Source organism: Pseudomonadota bacterium (genome assembly GCA_027624955.1).
Taxonomy (GTDB): Bacteria; Pseudomonadota; Alphaproteobacteria; order UBA828; family UBA828; genus PTKB01.
Map to the genome: position 1 here is coordinate 1 of JAQBTG010000022.1, position 20,096 is coordinate 20,096.

17 protein-coding genes are annotated in these 20,096 nt (G+C 60.1%); 9 read left to right on the top strand and 8 right to left on the bottom strand.

Translation table 11 applies throughout. From position 1 onward, the window contains the following. Positions 1-138: 138 nt before the first annotated feature. The 4 genes from O3A94_10005 to O3A94_10020 all read right to left on the bottom strand — a co-directional run bounded on the left by O3A94_10005 (position 139) and on the right by O3A94_10020 (position 3,872). Entirely contained in the window at positions 139-1,251 is a 1,113-nt protein-coding gene (locus O3A94_10005) for an aminotransferase class V-fold PLP-dependent enzyme (GenBank protein MDA1356588.1), read from the bottom strand. A 98-nt stretch (positions 1,252-1,349) separates the two neighbouring features. After that, positions 1,350-1,883: a pyridoxamine 5'-phosphate oxidase family protein gene (locus tag O3A94_10010; protein ID MDA1356589.1), complete on the bottom strand. Its 534-nt coding sequence runs from the start codon at positions 1,881-1,883 to the stop codon at positions 1,350-1,352. Between the two features lie 28 nt (positions 1,884-1,911). Then, positions 1,912-3,096: a pyridoxal phosphate-dependent aminotransferase gene (locus O3A94_10015; protein ID MDA1356590.1), complete on the bottom strand. Its 1,185-nt coding sequence runs from the start codon at positions 3,094-3,096 to the stop codon at positions 1,912-1,914. 35 nt (positions 3,097-3,131) lie between these two features. Continuing rightward, positions 3,132-3,872 carry a glutamine amidotransferase gene (locus O3A94_10020; protein ID MDA1356591.1) on the bottom strand — a complete coding sequence of 247 codons (741 nt, stop codon included), beginning with the start codon at positions 3,870-3,872 and terminating at the stop codon, positions 3,132-3,134. Between the two features lie 309 nt (positions 3,873-4,181). On the opposite strand from O3A94_10020, the gene O3A94_10025 reads away from it, so the two are divergent. The 8 genes from O3A94_10025 to O3A94_10060 all read left to right on the top strand — a co-directional run bounded on the left by O3A94_10025 (position 4,182) and on the right by O3A94_10060 (position 15,045). Next, positions 4,182-6,665: a cation:proton antiporter gene (locus O3A94_10025; protein MDA1356592.1), complete on the top strand. Its 2,484-nt coding sequence runs from the start codon at positions 4,182-4,184 to the stop codon at positions 6,663-6,665. Positions 6,666-6,838: 173 nt separating this feature from the next. Next, positions 6,839-7,042, top strand: coding sequence for a hypothetical protein (locus O3A94_10030; GenBank protein ID MDA1356593.1), 204 nt, complete (start codon positions 6,839-6,841; stop codon positions 7,040-7,042). Positions 7,043-7,193: 151 nt separating this feature from the next. Continuing rightward, positions 7,194-8,885, top strand: a complete 1,692-nt coding sequence (locus O3A94_10035) for a glycosyltransferase family 4 protein (GenBank protein ID MDA1356594.1) — start codon at positions 7,194-7,196, stop codon at positions 8,883-8,885. Positions 8,886-8,915: 30 nt separating this feature from the next. After that, positions 8,916-9,404 carry a thioesterase family protein gene (locus O3A94_10040; protein MDA1356595.1) on the top strand — a complete coding sequence of 163 codons (489 nt, stop codon included), beginning with the start codon at positions 8,916-8,918 and terminating at the stop codon, positions 9,402-9,404. Next, complete coding sequence (locus tag O3A94_10045) at positions 9,401-9,976, top strand: pentapeptide repeat-containing protein (protein MDA1356596.1); 576 nt, start codon at positions 9,401-9,403, stop codon at positions 9,974-9,976. Before O3A94_10040 ends, O3A94_10045 begins: the two co-directional genes overlap by 4 nt. 61 nt (positions 9,977-10,037) lie before the next feature. Beyond that, on the top strand, positions 10,038-11,777 hold the full coding sequence (locus O3A94_10050; protein ID MDA1356597.1) for a chloride channel protein: 1,740 nt from the start codon (positions 10,038-10,040) through the stop codon (positions 11,775-11,777). An 84-nt stretch (positions 11,778-11,861) separates the two neighbouring features. Then, positions 11,862-14,132, top strand: coding sequence for a UvrD-helicase domain-containing protein (locus tag O3A94_10055; GenBank protein MDA1356598.1), 2,271 nt, complete (start codon positions 11,862-11,864; stop codon positions 14,130-14,132). A gap of 10 nt (positions 14,133-14,142) precedes the next feature. Beyond that, a complete protein-coding gene (locus O3A94_10060) occupies positions 14,143-15,045 on the top strand; it encodes a 50S ribosomal protein L11 methyltransferase (GenBank protein ID MDA1356599.1) in 903 nt (300 codons plus the stop codon). 74 nt (positions 15,046-15,119) lie between these two features. On the opposite strand, the gene O3A94_10065 is transcribed toward O3A94_10060, so the two are convergent. From O3A94_10065 to O3A94_10075, 3 genes are all read right to left on the bottom strand, one after another. After that, complete coding sequence (locus O3A94_10065; protein MDA1356600.1) at positions 15,120-16,127, bottom strand: MBL fold metallo-hydrolase; 1,008 nt, start codon at positions 16,125-16,127, stop codon at positions 15,120-15,122. Between the two features lie 91 nt (positions 16,128-16,218). Continuing rightward, positions 16,219-16,785, bottom strand: coding sequence for a hypothetical protein (locus O3A94_10070; GenBank protein ID MDA1356601.1), 567 nt, complete (start codon positions 16,783-16,785; stop codon positions 16,219-16,221). 161 nt (positions 16,786-16,946) lie between these two features. Then, on the bottom strand, positions 16,947-17,399 hold the full coding sequence (locus O3A94_10075) for a MarR family winged helix-turn-helix transcriptional regulator (protein ID MDA1356602.1): 453 nt from the start codon (positions 17,397-17,399) through the stop codon (positions 16,947-16,949). 223 nt (positions 17,400-17,622) lie between these two features. On the opposite strand from O3A94_10075, the gene O3A94_10080 reads away from it, so the two are divergent. Continuing rightward, entirely contained in the window at positions 17,623-19,674 is a 2,052-nt protein-coding gene (locus O3A94_10080) for a M24 family metallopeptidase (GenBank protein MDA1356603.1), read from the top strand. Here O3A94_10080 and O3A94_10085 read toward each other — a convergent pair. Continuing rightward, positions 19,671-20,069, bottom strand: coding sequence for a c-type cytochrome (locus O3A94_10085; GenBank protein ID MDA1356604.1), 399 nt, complete (start codon positions 20,067-20,069; stop codon positions 19,671-19,673). The genes O3A94_10080 and O3A94_10085 overlap by 4 nt on opposite strands. Positions 20,070-20,096: the final 27 nt, after the last annotated feature.

Genomic DNA, 20,096 nt, shown 5'->3' on the forward strand with positions numbered 1-20,096 from the left:
CAGGATTCGAACCTGTGACCTCTGCCTTCGGAGGGCAGCGCTCTATCCAGCTGAGCTACGGGTGCTTAGGTGTTTGTGCGCGGTGCGCTGGCGCCTAATTTAGCGTGCGCTTCGGGATTGTAAAGCCGGGCGCGGCGGTCAGCCGGCTTTGCGCAAATATTCGGGGAGCCGGTCCAGCAAGCGGGCAATATCGTCTTCATCGACAAAGGCATGTACGGAAAGACGGACGCGGCCGTTGTCGGCCCACACCAGGATGTCGTCCTCTGCCGCCAACGCCATCAGGTGTGCGGCGGCGGGATGGGTGAAGCAGATGTTGCCGGCGCGGGCATGTGGTTCCGCCGGTGTGGTAACTGAAAGGCCAAGCTCGGTCAGCGCCGACCTCAGGATGCCGCCGAGCGCCCAAGCGTGGCGCGCAATGCGATCGATGCCGATATCGCCGAGATAGGCGAGCGAGGTGCGCAGGAGATAGGCGTCGAGATGATTCGGGTTGCCCGCTTCGGCCCGCCCGGCGCCTTCCTTTAGCGTGTAGGAAGCCGGTGTCGGCCCCTGCGACGCAGAGTTCCAGCCAATGTGAAGCGGCTCGAAACTGGGCCAGCTTGTCTTGTTCCAGGCGAGTATTCCTGTGTGGGTGCCAAGCAGCCACTTATAGCCGGCGCATACGATGAAATCGGCAAGCCGGCCGTCGACCGGCACCACGCCTAAGGCATGGCTGACATCGACGAGTAAGGCGATACCGCGCGGCCTGAGCGCTGCGGAAAGGGCGGCGATGTCGAGCGCTTGGCCGGTCAGATAGCTAACTTGGCTAACATAGACTATGCGCGTTCGTGTGTCGCAGGCAGCGATGAGGCCATCGAGTTCGACCTGCCAGCCAGCCGGCTCAGCGAGGCGGGTTTCAACGTTGACCCCAGCTAGGCGGGCAAAGGCATAACGGCCGGACGCGTACTCGAGCGACGACGTGACGACATTGTCGCCGCTGCGCCAATCAATGGACGAGAGCACAGAAGCGATGCCGGCCGAGGCGCTGCCGAGAAGGGCAAAGTCATCGGCTGCGAGGCCGGTCAGTGCCGCCAGCCGGCCGCGCACTTCTTCGCCGACGGCCCAATGCGCTTGGTAGCCAGGAAAGCCGCGCGCCTTGTCGCGGGCAAATGCTTCGAACGCTTTGCGGTGCGATTTGAGCAAGGGGGGCTCACCACCCGTCGCCAGATGGGTCACGCCTTCAAGGCCGATGAAATCGCTTTTAGGTGCCAGCATGAATATGTCGCCCAGCGTGCCAAGTCACTCCCGCGTGCGGGTATCTTGAAGTGTCGGTCTCGCGCCCGGTCAGCGCGCTATGTCCGCCCAGCGCGCGGTCAACGGGCAACGGCGTCGCCTTCAAGATAGGTTTTTGGCCAGGCGATGCCCTGCCAGGTCCAGGTCTCGACCGGATCGAGGCGAATCAGCCAGCGCTTCCAGGTCATGGTCGGCTCGAGATAGCTCGGGCCGTTTGCGCCGTAGTAACGCAGCGCCATCGTGCGCGCCACCTCGACCCAGCGCCCGCCGATGTTGGGCTCTTCCACGATCACCGCTTCGCATTGCGCCGCGAAATTGCGTTGCACACCCGCCGCCGGGTCTTCTGAAGCATCAGCGAAGGAGGATTCATCGATCGTTACCGCACAGCGCGGCTCAGCTACCAGGAATTTCGCCCATTTCGATTTGGCCCGCGCCACCAGCCAGATTGATTTGCCATCCCACTGGTACCAGCAAGGAACCGCGTAAGGCCAGCCCTTGGCGTCAAGGCAAGCGATGCGGGCAAGATTGGGCTCTTCAAGGAATTGATCGACTTCGTCGGTGCTCAGTTTGCCGACCCTACCGCGCCAGCTGTCTTCTGTTTTGTCTGTGCTCATATTTTCTCCCTCAATCGACCAATGCGATTCACGACTGTGCGCGGCGCATCTCGGCGCCGGCATTGGTGGCGAAGCGAGTGTAGCATTTCCCGAGGCGCTCGAGCCCCTCGTGCAGGGCCTCGGGCGCTGCGGCGAGTGACACGCGCACATAGCCTTCTCCGCCGGGGCCGAAATCGAGGCCGGGCACAACCGCAACTCGGTCGACCTCCAGCAGTTGATCGGCGAATGTCCGGCTCGGCACGCCGGCACCGCGTATATCGATCCAAAGATAAAACGCACCGTCCGGCGGATGTGCCGTGACGCCATGTTTACTAAGCACATCGAGAGCTAGTTGGCGGCGTTCAGAATAGGCCTTGCGCATCTCCGCGACGACGTCTTGCGGGCCTTCCAGTGCAGCCAGGGCGGCCCATTGGCCGGGAGTGCTGGCGCAGGAAATCATCGCTTCCTGCAAATCGGCGAGAACCGGCGCGATGGCGCGCGGCACCACCATGTAGCCAATGCGCCAGCCTGTCATGGCGTAGGTTTTGGAGAAGCTGTAAACGCCGATCAAACGATCTCGATGACCCAGCGACGCGGCGCTCACGAAGCTGTCGGTATAGGTCAAGGCTTCGTATGCCTCGTCGCAAATAATCCACAAATCGTGCGCCGCAGCGAAATCCAACAGCGCCGCCATACGCGCGCGCGGAATGACCGAGCCGATCGGATTGAGCGGGGTGTTGATCAACAGCAGTTTGGTGGCTGGCCCTACCAGGGTTTCAAGCTCGTCGATATCGGGCAGGAATCCGTTTTCGGCGGTGAGGTGATAGCTCCGGATTACGGCCGAGCGCAAGGTCGCCATCATGGTGAAATTCGGCCAGGCCGGGTCGGGCAGCAATACCTCGTCGCCCGGCTCGATGAGGCCGACAAACGCGCTGTAGAGGGCGCCCATCGCGCCATGGGTGACGACGATCTCGTCGCTGTCGACAGTGATTCCGTTGTCGGCCTTCAGCTTGCGGCAGAGCGCCTCACGCAATTCGGGCAGTCCGGCGTTGCTGACATATTTGGTATGCCCGGCCTCGATCGCCCGGCTGGCGGCTGAGACGATGTGCGGCGGTGTCGGAAAATTGGGCTCGCCGGGCGCCAGATTTATGACATCCGGCATGCCCATAATGCGATTAAACGTGTCTCGAATTCCTGATGACGGCATCGCCGCCAGTGTCTTGCCAAGCTGCATCGCGTGCGGTCCCTTCGTTGCATTACTGGCGCGAACTAATCCACGCCATTCGCCTGGTCCGTCGGGCCGAGCCATACGGAGAGGAAATTTTCCAGCCATTGGCGCACGACCGGATCATGCACCGGTGCTTCGGCGCGCTGCTGCGCCAGCGGTTGCGCACCTGGTAAATCGAGCTGTGGCGCACCCTTTTCAGAGGTGACCCAGCGTTCCATCGTTCGCGGAATCATTTCCGGATGAAACTGCACGCCGTAGGCGTTCCGGCCGTAGCGGAATGCCTGGTTGTGGAAGGGACCGCCGCCTGTGGCGAGCAGCTCGGCTCCATGCGGCAGGTCGAAGCCTTCGCCGTGCCATTGATAGGCTGTCAGGCGCTCGGGGAAGAGCCCGCGTCCCGCCGGCGTTGCGAGTATTTGGTGATAGCCGATTTCGCGCGCGCCGTCGGGGTGCTCCCACACTTTGGCGCCGAGCGCATGCGCAATCATTTGTGCGCCGAGGCAAATGCCGAGAAGGGGCGCGTCGTTCTCGACTTGTCCGCCTACCCAGGCAAGCTCGTCGGCAATAAAATACATCTCGCTGGCATCGTTCACCCCCATCGCGCCGCCCAAAATGATGGCGGCGACGTAGCCTTCGGGTTTTCCGTCCTTAAGCGGCGGCAACGTGCCGCCGAGAAGTGGACAGCAGATTTCCGTTTCATAGCCGCGTGCCTGCAGCGCTTCAGCAACAGCGCCTGGATCGGCCTGTTCCGAATGGGTGATAAAAACTATCTTGCCGCCCTGCATGCCACCTGTGCCTTCGACTTTGCTCGAGTGGCGGTCCAACCTATTGTTTTTAAGTTGTTATTCCGAAGCCCATTGGGATATGGGACGAACCGGTAGGGCGCCGATACTCCCCTTACCGTGCCTTCTCGCCGGAGGCAACAGTTTCCCATGCCTGCTGACCCGTCCGTCGCGGCGAGAAACTGCGCTATTGCGCCGGGCGCGCGGAGTGATAGCATCCAAATCAAGAGAAACTGACACGCCGTGCCGCACATGAAGATGTGTGGGGTAGCGATGTATCGTTGGAGTTTCCGCGGGTCGGGGGGAGTACCTATGGACTTACATCTCTTTCTAGTTGTGCTTGGCCTGTTTGTCTTGTTGCTGATAGCCAGTCTTCTGCAGCCTCTGGCCCGACGCCTGAATTTCCCCTTCACCGTGCTACTCGCCGCCGCCGGCGTACTGCTCGGCGTCCTCGTGCTCGTCATCCCCGATAAGAGCGGCGCCGGTATCGCCGGAGACTTTCTGCGCGCCATTGAAAATCTGGATATTACCTCCGAAGCGGTGTTTTTCCTCTTCCTGCCGGCGCTGATTTTTGAATCGGCCATGAGCATCAATGTCCGCCACCTGATGAAGGACATAAAGCCGATCCTGATGCTCGCGGTGGTTGGCTTGTTGATCTCGACATTTGCGGTGGGCTTCGCCATGGAGGCGATCTCGGGGGTTGGATTCGTTGCCTGCTTGTTGCTCGGCGCCATTGTCTCGGCGACCGATCCGGTCGCAGTGGTGGCGATCTTCAAGGACCTCGGGGCCCCCAAACGCCTGACCATCCTGGTCGAGGGCGAAAGCTTGTTTAACGACGCTACGGCGATTGTGTTGTTTATCATTCTCGCCGGCGTGATGGTCGCCGGCGCCGAAGCTTCCGCCGGTTCCGCGGCGATAGAGTTCATCAAGGTCTTTTTCGGCGGCATCGCGGTCGGCCTGGTGGCCTCGCGCGCCATGGCCTGGATCATCGGCATGATGCGCAACCTGCCGCTTGTCGAAGTTACGTTGACCGTCGTTCTAGCCTATCTCTCCTTCTTGATTGCCGAGCATTATCTGCATGTTTCAGGTGTGATGGCGGTTGTGACTGCCGGCTTGGTAATGGGCTCTTACGGGCGCACCAAGGTGTCGCCCGCCACATGGCACGCGCTGCACGAAACCTGGGAACAGCTCGGGTTCTGGGCTAATTCACTTATTTTCTTCCTGGTTGGCTTGTTGGTTCCGAAGGTACTCAAGGATTTCACTGGCGAGCAAGCAATTTGGCTGGTCGTTCTCGTCGCCGTAGCGTTTACCGCCCGCGCTGCTGTGCTGTTCGGGGTCTTGCCGCTGATGATCCGGGCCAAGCTCAGCGCCAATGTAAGTGGCGCCTTCAAGACCATCATGTTCTGGGGAGGTTTGCGCGGCGCAGTCTCATTGGCCCTGGCGCTTGTCATCTTCGAGACCGACGGCGTTGACCAGGAAGTGAAGAATTTCATCGTCGTCTTGGTTACCTGTTTCGTGCTGATCACCTTGTTTATTAACGCTACGACGATCCGCTTTGTGATGGCGATGTTTGGGTTGGACAAACTTTCTCCCGCCGATCTGGTGGTGCGCGACCGGGTGATGGCGCTCTCTCTCACTCGCATCCGCGACGAAATTCATGAAGTCGCCGAGACGCAGCAGGTGTCGCCGAAACTGGCCGGCGAAATCTCCGACGATTACACCAAGCGGCTCAACGCGCTTGAGCATCAAATGGCGAACACCACCGAGCTCGCCGAGGATGACCGGGTGAAGATCGGCCTTGGCACCTTGGTCAACCGCGAGCGTGAGATTTATCTCAAGCGCTTCTCAGACGGGGTGGCTTCGGACGATATCACCCGCGCGCTTTTGGCCGCGACGGACACGCTGGAAGATGGCATGAAAGCCGACGGCGTCGCCGGCTATGAAGAGGCGGTGACGCAAAAACTCGGCTTCGGTTTCGGCTTCCGCACGGCGATGTATCTTCAACGCAAGTTCGGGCTGACCGGTGCCCTGCAACGCCAACTCGCTGAGCGCTTCGAAGTCTTGATCGCCACGCAAACCGGGCTACGTCAGTTGTTGGGCATGGCAGCAAAGAGTATGGAGAGCCTACTTGGGGCCGACGCCGCCACGCGGCTCGAACAGATTGTGCGCCAGCGCGCCGCCGCCACGGACACGGCGCTCGAGGCGCTCAAACTTCAATATCCAGATTATTTCGATGCCGTACAAAGATGTCATATCGGTCGTGTGGCCGTACGCCTTGAGGATCAGGATTACCGGCGCATGCTGTCCGAGCAACTCATCAGTCCCGATGTGTACGGCAATCTGATTGCGGATCTCGATAGCCGGGCACGCGATTTCGAAACCATGCCCGAGCTCGACCTTGGTTTGAAGCCCGAGGTCATGGTGGCCAAGGTGCCATTCTTCGCGGATCTTGACCAAGCGCGCATCCGCCAGATTGTTGCTCTCTTGCGTCCGCGTCTGGTGTTGCCGGGCGAAAAGGTCATTAAAAAGGGCGAGACCGGAGACGCCATGTATTTCGTCTCCACCGGCGCTCTGGAAGTCGTTATCGGCGACGCTCCCATACGCCTCGGAAGCGGAGATTTCTTCGGTGAGATCGCCCTGGTGCGGGATATGCCGCGCAACGCCGATGTGGTGGCGCTCAGTTATTGCCAGATATTGATGCTGCACTCGCGCGAATTCCGCTCCTTGATGGACTCGCAGCCCGATCTGAAGGCAACCATCGAGCGCGTCGTCGCGGAGCGTCTCGGCGATTCCTAGCCCGTAGAGGGAAGCCCGCCCGGCGCCGATTTGTGACCGATCGGCAACCCAGCGGAAAGAAATGATCGACCACCTGTGTTGAATGTGTGCGTCGTTAACTACCTCTTAAATATACGACCCCTAAAATGACGTCGTTAACCTTAATCAGCGGTGTCATAGAGGAGGCTCGACAAATGCTCACACGACGCTCCATCGAAACCTTGATCGATCTGGCTGAAAACAAGCTGAGTCAGATTATTCCGTTCGACCGCGACGATGTGCGGGAAATAAAGCTCCTTCAGTCCTGCGTGGACGAGCTGAAATCGGGTGCCTGCGCTTCGGTGAGCGTTGATGGCCGCGGTACGGCGCGTATCGAAAACCAGTCGGCCACTCACTGACCTCAAGTTCGCTGCGGAATCGTTGCCTGCCGGGCTCGACTTTTTGGCCTAGGCTTCGTTTTTCAATCCCGCAATTTGCTTGAAGGACCACGCCCCGCCGCTATGATCCGCCCGAACGCGCCAATTTGGCGCGTGAGAGAGGTGAGGCAGCATGCGGGCCACCGCCGCAATTTATTATCATCCCGAGGGGTTTGATACTTCGGGCAGCAAACTCATGGGACGCCAAGCCGCTGGCGAGGCGTTCCTAAAAGCCTATGCCGAGCATGGCGGCGCCTCGCCGCTCTATTGTTACAGCAAGACCGAAGCCATGTTTGCGAATTTTCAACAGCGTGTGGCCGCTCTTGCTGGTGCGCAACACGCGACTCAGTGGATTTCGCACCAGCAGCCGAACGATTTGGCCAAAGCCGGCTGTCTATTCGTGCCCGGGCCCAATACAACGGATTTGGTCTGGCAGCGCCGACAATTCGATCCGCGCGGCTATAGCGTGTGCGGCATCACCCACACCACGGCCTCTGAAAGCATTATGGACAGTATCGGCGATCTTATGGTCGCTCCCTATCAGTCTTGGGACGCGGTGATTTGCACGTCCGAGGCGGTACGGGAAACATTTCGTCACGTGCTGACCGACTGGGAGGAATATCTGAATGAGCGCACACGCGGTTTGGCGAACGCGCCGGTTCAGCTTCCGGTGATTCCTCTCGGCGTCGACTGCGCCGGGCTCAGAGCTGACGGTAAGGCAGAAGGTTGGCGCCAAGAATGGCGTACGCGCCATGACATCGGCGAAGACGATATCGTCGTGTTGTTTATGGGCAGGCTGAGCTATCACGCCAAGGCACACCCGTTGCCGATGTATCTCGGATTGGAGAATGCGGCACGCGAGACCAAACGCAAAATTCATCTCATTCAGGCCGGCTGGTTTGCCAATGATTCCATCGAAAAGGCCTTTGCTGATAGCGCCCGCACCATTTGCCCCTCCGTCAACGCCATATTCTTGGATGGCCGTGACGGGCATGTTCGCGAATCGATCTGGTATGCCGCTGATATTTTCACTTCGCTGTCCGATAACATTCAGGAAACTTTCGGACTGACTCCGCTCGAGGCGATGGCAACGGGCCTCCCCGTGGTGGTAACCGACTGGAACGGCTACCGCGATACCATCGTCGATGGCGAAACCGGAATTGCCGTTCCTACCGTGTCCCTGCCGCCCGGTTTGGGAGGCGACATCGCGTTCCGCCACGCTGCGGGATTGGATAGCTATGATCGCTATCTTGGTCATGCGAGCCTGTGTACCAGCGTCGATGCGGGAGCCTGCGCGAAAGCCTTTCTGCGCCTCATCGACGATGCCGATTTGCGCCGCCGTATGGGTGAGGCAGGGCGCAGACATGCCAGTGAAAAATTTGATTGGCCGGTTGTCATTGCCTCCTATCAGGCGCTCTGGGATTCGCTTGCGGCGCGCCGGCGCTCCGCCGCCATCATCGCGCCGCGCCCCGAAAAGGGACCGGGGCATCCCTTGCGCAACGACCCTTTTGCTTTGTTCGCCGGGTATCCGACCGCTCTCTTGGACGGCAAAGCACGGATCGCGCTCAATCCGGGCGCTGCCGGAGCCTGGTTCAAGGCGATTCGGCAAAATCCCATCGTTTCGTTCGCGCCTTATCTCTTCCTCTCGGGCGAGGAAACCGACACGCTGCTATCGGTATTGGGAGAGTTGGGGGAGTGTGAAATCGACGCGCTACTGAACCGCATGCCGACCGAAAACCGGAGCTTGGCTCACCGGACCGTGGCCTGGCTGACCAAACTGAACGTGATCCGCGTCGTCAGCGCCCGCAAGCACACCGGCGGTTGAACGAAATCAAAAAAACACAGGGTTGAATTGATGAATATCGAAGCGCCGCTGGAGATTTACCGCGCAACTGTCCTTCCCCAGTGGATTGATTATAACGGCCATATGAATGTGGCTTATTACCTGATGGCCGCCGATCACGCGATGGATGCCTTCGGCACCCGTATTGGCATCGGCGAGAGCTATGTGAAGGCGACCAACAAATCGACATTCGCGCTCGATACGCGAATTATTTACCTCCGCGAACTTACTCTGGGCGCGCCGATCCGGGTCACCGCCCAATTGATCGCTTATGATTCCAAGCGCATTCATGTTTGCCTGCAATTGCTGCATGGCGAAGAGGGATGGATCTCGGCGCTGAGCGAATGGGTGCTGGTTCACGTTGATCTCGGCGCGCGGCGGTCGGAGCCGTTGCCAGAAAAATCCTTGGCGATATTGGGAGAAATTATGGCCGCACATGAAAGCTTGGTGCGCCATGCCGCCTTGGTGCGGCCATTCGGACTTCTACGTAGTGGCGTATGAGGCGGCAGTTAAGGCTTTCCGAGCGCCGCCGCGCACTGTACATCTATAAGGCAATGGTCTTTGTTCCGAAGAAATTTCTCGGTCTGGCGGTCTTACCCGTTTTGTTGGCGGTTCTGCTCTTGCCTTCTGCGGCCTATGCCGGCTGTACCGATACACCAGCTCCCGGTGTTGATTGGAAGCGCTGCAGTCTCGACAATCGGCAATTCCTGAACGCCGATCTGAGTGGCGCTGATCTGCGCAGCGCCTTCTTCGCGCGCAGCGATTTTACTGGCTCGAACCTATCCGGCGTTGACGGGCGCCGGACCAAATTTGTCTCGGCGGTGTTTACCAACACGCGCTTCGACGATGCGCGCCTGATCGGGGCGGATTTCACCACCTCTGAACTCGTAAACACCTCTTTCAAGGGCGCCGATTTGCGCCGCGCGCGCTTTTTCCGCGCCAATTTGCGCGGTGCGAATTTCACCGGCGCAACTCTTGGCGACGCGGATTTCCTTAAGGCCGATCTCAGCGGCGCAACTTGGGTCGATGGCAAGACAATCTGTGCAGAAGCCTCGATCGGGCAATGTAACTGATAGCTAGCGAGTAACAGTCGGCGTGGGCGCGTCACTTTCGGGGCATCCTGTTAAAAAGGGAATGTTGCGCCTGGTTCGCAATGAGCAGGTCATTCTATCCCTGTTGGCGGTGCTAATCGGCGTTGCCGCGGCCTATGGCAGTATCGGTTTTCGTGAGCTCATCGGCGTCGTACAAACCGCAGGTTATGGCGATCTGGGCGAGCGGCTGATCACAGCGGCGGCGAAACTGCCGTGGTGGCAGATTGTCCTCGTACCGACCCTGGGCGGCCTCGCGGTGGGATTGTTGGTGCGCTATTTTCAGAGTGGCGCGCGCCCGCATGGTGTGGCTGATGTCATGGAGGCAAGCGTTCTGCACGGCGGGCGCATCCCCCTCAAGGAAGGCATCGTGGCTGCGCTAGGCGCAATTATCTCGATCGGCTCCGGCGCTTCGGTCGGGCGCGAGGGGCCAGCGGTGCATATCGGCGCTAGCATGGCATCCTTGCTTGGCCACCGCCTCAAGCTGAGCCGTTCGCTCTCGCTCACGCTGCTCGGCTGTGGTGTTGCCGCGGCGGTGGCCGCGTCATTCAATGCGCCGATCGCCGGCGCCTTCTTCGCGCTCGAGGTCGTCATCGGCCACTATGCGCTTAGCGCCTTTGCCCCTGTTGTGATCGCTTCGGTTGTCGGCACCATTATTGCCCGCGTTCATTTAGGTGATTTTCCCGCCTTCGTTATATCGGATTCGACGCTGGTCTCGTTTCTCGAGCTGCCCGCATTCGCCCTTTTTGGCCTGGTCAGCGCCGCCGTCGCAGTCATTTTCATGCGCGGCATCCTTTTTACCCAAATGGCGTGGGAGCGCACAAATGTGCCGGGCTGGCTGCGCCCGGCCCTGGCTGGCGCCGCGATTGGTGCCATCGCCATCGTTCTGCCGGAAATTCTCGGCGTCGGCTACGAGGCGACCAACCGGGCGCTCAACGAAGCCATTCCGCTTTGGCTGCTCTTCGCCTTGCTCGCGGCCAAGATTGCCGCTACCTCGCTGTCCCTCGGATCGGGTTTCGTTGGTGGCGTTTTCAGCCCCTCGCTGTTCATCGGGGCGATGACCGGCGGTGCCTTCGGGTTCGTCGCGGCGAGTATTGTGCCGGAGCTTTCTTCGTCGCAGAGCGTTTACGCGATCGCCGGCATGGGCGCGGTCGCGGGCGCCGTTCTTGGTGCGCCTATTTCGACAATCTTGATCGTCTTCGAATTGACCAGCAGCTATGAGGTGACCGTCGTCGTCATGGTGGCCGTAGCGGTAGCGGCGGTTGCAACTGCGCCATTTGGCCACCGCTCCTTCTTTCACATGCAACTAGGCGACCGTGGCCTAGATTTGCAGGAAGGCCGCGAAGTGGGATTGATGCGCGAGGTTCGGGTCTCGAACGTCATGACGCGCGAATTCATCCGCCTAGCACCGACCGCCGGCATGGGTGACATAAAGCGTATCTTGAGTGTCGACTCCAACGCCGACATTGTGGTGGTGGATGAAGACGGGCGGCAATTGGGCATGGTGGGATTCGCCGATATTAAAGAAGTCGCCTTTGAAGCCGATCTCGACCCGCTACTCTATGCCGCGGATTTGCTGCACCGGGGCCCCGTCATCCTGCGCGCCGATGACGAGTTAACCACTGCGCTCCGCCTGATGGACGCGAGCGGGGTGGATCGCCTGCCGGTTGTTACTGATGATGAGAGCGCCCAGGTAATCGGCGTCGCCCACCGCGACAAGGCGCTCAGAGCGCATAGCGATGCCTTGCAGGCGGCGTGGCGCGAGATCCATGGCGGCGGCGGATAATCGCCACGGTTTGGCGTTCATTGCGTGGCATGTCGGGCGCGCGATGTTATATATGTGGCTATCGATTCGTGACTAGACTGGCACATGAGTGATCCCTTCGATCTTGCCGACTTGGTGGAAGACAATCCCGCCGGGCCGCCCGCGAAAGCGCCAGAACCCACCTATCTGACGTCGCTCAATGCTGAGCAACGCGCTGCAGTTGAGGCGGTGGATGGCCCGGTGCTCGTCCTTGCCGGTGCCGGCACTGGAAAAACCCGGGTGCTGACCAGCCGCCTCGCGCATATCCTGCATCAGGGCAAAGCATTTCCCAGCGAAATCCTAGCGGTCACCTTCACCAATAAGGCGGCGCGCGAGATGGTGGAGCGTGTCTCGCTTCTGATCGGCCGGCCGGCGGAGGGGCTGTGGTTGGGCACGTTCCACGCCATGGCGGCGCGAATCTTGCGGCGTCACGCGGAACTTGTTGGTCTCAAGTCCGATTTTTCCATTCTCGACGGGGATGATCAGGTGCGCTTGTTGAAACAGCTCGTGCGGGCGGCTGACATTGATGAAAAGCGCTGGCCGGCGCGCACGCTTTCGATCATCGTGCAGCGCTGGAAAGATCGCGGTCTGACGCCCGATAAAGTTGCCAATGCTCCCGGTGCGGAATTCGCCAACGGCAAAGCGCCCGAGCTCTACCGGCAATATCAAGATCGCCTGAAAACCGTAAATGCGGCGGATTTTGGCGATCTCTTGATGCACAATCTGACGATCTTCACCGCCGAGCCCGACGTGCTGGCGGAATATGAACGGCGCTTCAAATATGTCTTGGTCGACGAATATCAGGATACCAATGTGGCGCAATATTTGTGGCTGCGCTTGCTGGCGCGCGCGCGCCATAACATTTGCTGTGTTGGTGACGATGACCAGTCGATCTATGGCTGGCGCGGCGCCGAGGTCGGCAACATCCTGCGCTTCGAGGAGGATTTCCCGGGTGCCCAGGTCGTCCGTTTGGAGCGCAACTACCGCTCCACCGGGCACATATTGGGCGCAGCCTCGGGGCTGATCGCTCACAACACGGGGCGACTCGGCAAGACCCTGTGGACCGAGGATAGTGACGGTGAGAAAGTCGCGGTCACCGGCTGTTGGGACGGTGATGAAGAGGCACGTATCGTGGGTGAAGCCATCGAGAGCCTCCAGCGCGCCGGCGAAAGCATCCAGCAAATGGCGATTTTGGTGCGCGCCGGCTTCCAGACCCGCGCCTTTGAGGAACGATTTGTCGCTATCAATTTGCCATACCGGGTGATCGGCGGTCTGCGTTTCTACGAGCGCCAGGAAATCCGCGATGCTGTGGCCTATCTTCGCGTGTTGGGGCAGCGCGATGATGATCTCGCTTTTGAGCGCATCATCAATTTGCCGCGCCGCGGCCTGGGCGACGCCACTCTGCAACTCGTGCATCACCTTGCCCGCGCTTCGGATTGTTCGCTCTACAGCGCAGCAGAAGTTCTGGTCGAGACCGATGAGTTGAAGCCCAAGCCGCGCGGCGCGCTGTCTGGGTTGCTGAAGCAATTCGACGGTTGGCGCGCGATGGCCGTAGAAACGCCGCATTGGGATGTGTTGAATGCCGTGCTCGATGAATCGGGTTATCGCGACATGTGGAAGAAGGATAAAACGCCACAGGCGCCAGGGCGCGTGGAAAATCTGGAGGAACTGACGGGCGCGCTCGAGGAATTCGAAAGCCTGGGCGAATTTTTGGAACATGTCAGCCTGGTCATGGACCGCGAGGAAGGCCGCGGTGAGGAGATGGTCAACCTCATGACGCTGCATGGCGCCAAGGGGCTGGAGTTCGACAGTGTCTTTTTGCCGGGATGGGAAGAGGGCCTGTTCCCGCATCAATTGGCGCTCGACGAAAACGGCGCTGCCGGCCTGGAAGAGGAGCGCCGTCTCGCCTATGTCGGTCTTACCCGAGCGCGCAAGCGCGTACATATCTTAAGCGCCGCCAGCCGCCACATTCACGGTCAATGGGTCAGCGCCTTGCCGTCGCGCTTTATCGATGAATTGCCGGCCGATCACAGCGAAGCGCGCAACCGCGACGGATTCCCGGTGGTGACGGCAATGGAAAGCTCTTTCGCGGGCCGCAATGGCGGAGCATCCGGATTTCCGCCGCGCCGCGCCCGCGCTCGCCTGATCGAGCGAAGTGCCGACACGGAAGTTTGGAAAAAAGAGCCCGCCGCCGGAAGCTTGGCCATCGGCACGCGCATCTTTCATCAAAAATTTGGCTACGGCCGAATCCGCTCGGTCGACGGCAGCAAACTGAGTATCGCTTTTGAAAAAGCCGGCGATAAAAAAGTTATCGACCGTTTCGTCGAGCCGGTATGAGGGTGCGATTATGGCGGTTTGGCGCATCGGCCTAACGCTCCCTGAGCTCTTTCTCGGCGAGTTTGAAACGCTGTTCGAGGACCATGCAGTCGCCGTGTCGACGTCATTGGTGGACGACAGCGGAGAAGCTGCAGAATTGCCGGATCGGTTGTGGCGGCTCAATGCCTATTGCGCCGATATTTTAGAACGCGATGCCGTGACGGCGCTGGCGTCGGAGACTGCGGCGCGCCTTGGCCTGGTGGCGCCGGAGATCGCAATTGAGGCGATTGCCGACGAAGACTGGGCAGCTAAATATGCGCGCGAAGTTTCTTTGCTGTTTGCTGGACGCTTCGTCGTGCACGGCGATTATCTTCACCCGCCACCCGGGCGCATCGCGCTCTGTATCAATGCCGGCAACGCCTTTGGCTCCGGCATGCATGGCTCAACCCGTGGCTGTCTGCTGGCGCTCGATCGTATCGCTGCCACGCGCCGCGTGCAGAAGGCGCTCGACCTCGGCGCCGGCTCGGGCATTCTCGCCGTCGCCATTGCCAAATGCTGGGACGGCGGCGGCATGGGCCGCGCCGATGTGCTGGCGGCGGATATCGACCCGGCGTCGGTAGCGGTCTCGCAGGCCGTCGCTAAGGCGAACGGCGTCGCAGCCAGCGTGCGGATTTGTCAGAGCGAAGGCTTCGCTGCACACGAGATCGGCGAGGCCGCGCCCTATGATCTGATCTGCGCCAATATTCTTGCCAATCCGTTGCGCCAAATGGCGCCGGAATTGGCGCACCATTTGGCGCCCGACGGAATCGCTATTTTATCCGGGCTGCTGGCCAGCCAAGAGGCGGAAGTCGTGGAAACTTATGGCGACGCTGGATTGCGCAGTGTCGATCCTATCCGGCTTGGCAATTGGTCCACCCTGTTATTAACCTATTGAGGCGGAGGTTCGTGAATAAGATGACCGGGCGGTTAACGCGCCGCCCGGTCGATAGCTCGATGGTGTGTTTGCAATCAGCCGCCGGCGAGCTCGCCGTAAGTCACGCGGAGGTTCCAGCGGTGTAGGGCGTTATTAAATTCGCCGAATGCCGCCAGCGGCGAGTCTGCCGGAATGACGTAGGCGGCGGGAAGCGCGTAGCCGCTCAACGCCTGTTCCAGCGTGTGACCCTGAAGCCGGGCACCGCGCATCTCATGTACAAGATCATTGAGGTAGGCGAGGTAACGGCCAAGCGCCGCGCCAGTTGTCGGAATCGCGTGGCCAGGAATGATCGTGTGCGCGTCAATGGTTTGCGCGAAGCGCGCCAGACTCGCGATGTAGGGCACTGCGCCGCCCTCGATCAGGAACGGGATGATGCCCTCACCGAGCACCATATTGCCGGTCCATGCGGCCCTTGCGTCTGGTACGTAGACGACAGTGTCGCCTGGGGTGTTGCCGGCGCCAAAGTGATGGAGCTCGACTATGCGCCCGCCGAGATCGATCTTCATGGTTTTATCGAACGTGACGTCGGGCAACCTGAGCCGCGTGTCGCTCAGGATGCTGGCATCATTATCGACCGCGGCGAGCATGAGAATCATCTCATGTTCGAAGTCTTTCATGCGTTCGGCGGTGAGCCGATGCGCGATGATGCGCGTGTCCTCTGGGAAGGCATAGTTTCCGAAGGTGTGGTCGCCGTGATAGTTGGTGTTGACCAGATATAGAATTGGCTTGTCCGTGACCTCGCGCACACGGGCCTGGATCTGGCGCGCCATGTCGCCGTCGATGTGGGCGTCAATGACGAGCACGCCCTTTTCACCGACCACGAATCCGGAATTGTCAGTCGGCGGCTTGTTCGAGATAAGGGCGTAGACACCCGGTGCCAGCTCTCGGGTTTCGAGCACAGCACCCTCTGGGTGGAGCGGTGGCACAGGAAAATCCTCGGCTATGCTGGCAGATGTCGACTGGGCGTGGACTGTGTTGGGTTGGCCGATAGTGAACAGTGCCAACGCACCGACGGCTGCTGTAAGTATCGCTGAGTATCTCATGAGTTTCTCCTTGGTTTGAGTGTGGCCCTACTTGGGATTTGGATAAAATCCGGCGCCGTTGCCGGCTTGGTGTTCTTCAAGCTCTGCATGTTCATGCCTGTTTAGTGCTTGGCTGGGGCGATTCGAAAGCCTCGCTTTGATGCCGCGCGGCGATCCGGCGTGCTACGCGGCGGTAGGAAATCGTTTGGGAAATCATGCTGAACAGCATGGGGAGAACAAAGGCCTGGCCAATCGGAGCGGTCGGTAGATCGGCCAAGACGAGCCCATCCGTCAGCGCGGTGAGAACAGTGATCGCTGTATTCGCCGAGCCAACGATTACGCCCATAGCCACGGACCTGCGCGGGATCGCTTGCGACAGAGCACTGGCTGCAAGGCTTTCCAGAGGGGGCGTCTGAACGCCGCGCGCATCCAGGTGGGCGCGGCGCATGCCGAGGATTTGTGAAAACGTTACGACGATGAACGGCGTTATGAAGACAAGGAGAAGCGGTAGAATTCGGACCGCGCCTTCGCCGAAGAAGGCATCGGGTTGATTGGCCAGCGTTAGAGCGCTGCCCATAATTAAGGCGACAATCGCTGCACGGCGTATCACATCAGCGTCGACCAGCGATGCAAGACTCGGCTGCTCGGGAACGACGCCATGGGAGATCGGCTGCTGCATAGCGTGAGTCATGTGGTTTGCTCCTCGGTTAAAAGTTTAAGCGGTTTGGGATTCTCGGGTCCCCGGCCGGCGTGCCCCATGGCGGAGTTCTTGTTTTCGGGACGTCATTTTAAAATCCATTAAATAAAATGTAGATACATCTATTTACGCAAAAAAAAGCTTCAGTCTCGCTGCGCGATAGCGGTCGCTTCGGTCAGAGCGGTTAGCAAATACGACCATTGCTCATCTCCGAGTCCGGTGACGAACCGCGCATGGACCTGTTGCCACATGGGAACCGCCTTGGCGAGGATTCGCCGGCCTTTTGCCGTGATTGAGATCAAACGCACTCGCTGATCGCTGTCGCGGTCGATCTCGATCCACTGGTTTTTAACGAGTGGCCGAAGGTTGCGAGTCAGCGTCGTCCCATCCACCACCAATATTTCGGCGAGATAGCTTTGTCGAAGTTGTCCGCGTTTGGCGAGGACGGCAAGCAGTGTGAACTGCGTCGCTCTCAACCCAGCGGGCCGCAATGCCGCATCATAGGCTTGCGTGACCATTCGTGTGGTGCGGCGCAAATTCGCGCAGACGCAAGTACGAATGTCCGGGCTGTCGACTATGGTTTGTTCGTTGATCATGTAATATGTATATACATCTTTAAAAATTCATGTCAACTGTGAAAGCGCTCTGTGCGCGTTAAAAAGCACAAAGATGCGCAATTTTTTCGCATCGAGCTGGCCCTGAACCATCTTTACGCCAAATTTGGACCGGTCTTTGCGGCGGTTGCGGGCGTCCCGATTCGGATTTATGGCTGACATTGCTGCTTGAAGCGCGCCTTCATGAGCTAGTACAAATTGCGCCATGAATAAAATTAAACTCACCTACCAAGGCGACGAAAACTTAGCTGAGCTCTTGACGGCGTCCGGCGCGTCGACCTCGCTGAGAGACGTCAAGGAACTGCTGGCCGGGATCGCGGCGGCGCCGCGCCCGCTAGACGACGGTGAATGGCTGCGCCTGGTCGTGCCCGCGGCGGAAGGCCCGTTGCGCGCTCAGCTGGTTGCATTGCGCGAGACGTTGGCGGCGATGGATGACGGCATCGGCCAATCGGGTGCATCGCCGGCGCGGCTTGCCGATTTGCGCGCGGCGTTCAGGCGCCAAGGCCTCGACGGCTTCGTGGTGCCGCTTGCGGATGAGCACCAGGGTGAATATGTCGCCCGGCGCTCGCGTCGCCTTGCCTGGCTCACCGGTTTTACCGGCTCGGCCGGCCTTGCCCTCCTTCTGGTCGAGAAGGCCGCACTCTTTACCGATGGCCGCTACACGCTGCAAATAGAAAACCAAACGGATGGCGCGCTCTATGAGCGCCATCATATTACCGAATCGCCGCCCTATAATTGGATCGAGGCCAATCTTTCCGCCGGTATGAAGATGGGTTTTGATCCGTGGCTGCACAGCGCCGATCAGCGGCGCCGGCTGAGCGAGGCGTGCGCGCGGGCTGGCGCTGAGCTCAAACCCTGCGACTCCAACCCGCTCGACGAGGTTTGGCACGCCCAGCCACCCAGACCCGTGGGGGCTATCGTGCCCCAGGATATTCAGTTTAGCGGGCGAGAATCAGCCGAGAAGCGGCGTGAGATTGCCGGCCAGGTGAAACAGGCAGGCGCGGCGGCGGCCTTTTTGAGCGCGCCGGATTCGATTGCCTGGCTGCTCAATGTTCGCGGCGCCGATGTCGAATGTGCGCCGCTGCCGCAATCCTTCGTTCTGTTACAGGCAGACGGCCGGGTGCAGTGGTTCGTTGATCCGCGCAAGCAGGTGGCAGAACTAACTGCTCATCTCGGCGATGAAATCACTACGGCATCTCCTGAGGCGCTTGGCACCGCGCTTGATTCGTTCGGCGCTGCTGACAAGTCAGTTATGCTCGATCCTGCGACGGCGCCAGACTGGGCGGTTCAGCGCCTGTGCGGCGCGGGCGCTGCTATCATCAAAAAACCAGACCCTTGCGCGCTGCCGAAAGCGTGCAAGAACGCGGTGGAATTAAACGGCATCCGCGCCGCGCATTTGAGGGATGGTCTGGCGTTGACCCGTTTCCTCTGCTGGCTCTCTGGGTTGGATGGTTCAGAAGAGGTCACTGAGTTGATGGCGGTGGCAAAGCTTGCGGCATTCCGCGCCGGTGGCGCGCATTACCGCGGACCCAGTTTCGACACCATCTCAGGCGCCGCGGCCAATGGCGCTATCGTGCATTACCGCGTCACACCGGAAAGCGACCGGGCGCTCCAAGCCGGGTCGCTCTATCTGGTGGATTCGGGCGGTCAATATCTTGACGGCACCACCGACGTCACCCGCACTGTCGCCATTGGTGCGCCGACGGCAGAGTATCGTGACCGCTTTACCCGGGTGCTGAAGGGCCATATCGCATTGGCGCGGGCGCGCTTCCCGGTTGGAACCACTGGCGCTCAGCTCGACAGTCTGGCGCGTCAGTTTTTGTGGCAGGCAGGCCTCGACTACGACCATGGCACTGGCCATGGCGTCGGCGCCTATTTGAACGTGCATGAGGGGCCGCAGCGGATTTCGAAGCATCCCACCCCGGCGGCGCTTGAGCCCGGCATGATCGTTTCCAACGAGCCAGGATATTACAAGGCGGGCGCCTTTGGCATTCGCATCGAGAACTTGGTGACCGTCATCGCCGCGACCGGCCTTGAAGGGGCCGAACGCCCTACTCTCGCTTTTGAAACGCTGACGCTTGCGCCAATCGATCGCGCGCTGGTGGATTTGGTGCTGATGAACGATGAGGAGTTGGACTGGCTCGACGCCTACCACGCCATGGTGCGCGCGCGTCTCGCGCCCGAACTAGCGCCGTGGCCGGATGTGGTGGAGTGGCTGACCGGCGCGGCGGCGCCGTTAAATCGCGCGCCGGCCTAACGCTTCCCGGCGGCGATTAAGTAAGCGATCACGTCGGCGCGCGCTACCGCGCTTTCGAGAACATATTTCATCTTTGCGCCGGGCAAGAATTCTTGCGGGTCCGTTAGCCAGCGGTCGAGCCGCTCCGGTGTCCAGGCAAAGCCGGCACCGGCCAGCGCTGGCGAATATTTATGCTCCGGCGCCGTGCCGGCCATGCGGCCGACCACTTGAAAGAGATTGGGGCCGAAGGTGCCGAATTTTCCCTGCCGCACCGAATGGCAGTTGCGGCATTGTTTAAAAACTTTACGTCCCGCCGAGCTGTCGCCTTCAGCGCGCGCCGACAAACCACCGGGCAAGGATTGTTCCGAGCCAAACGCGGCGGCGAGAAACACGAGGGCCAGGAGCGCTATTCGCATACGCCAAACATGCGGAATAACCGCACG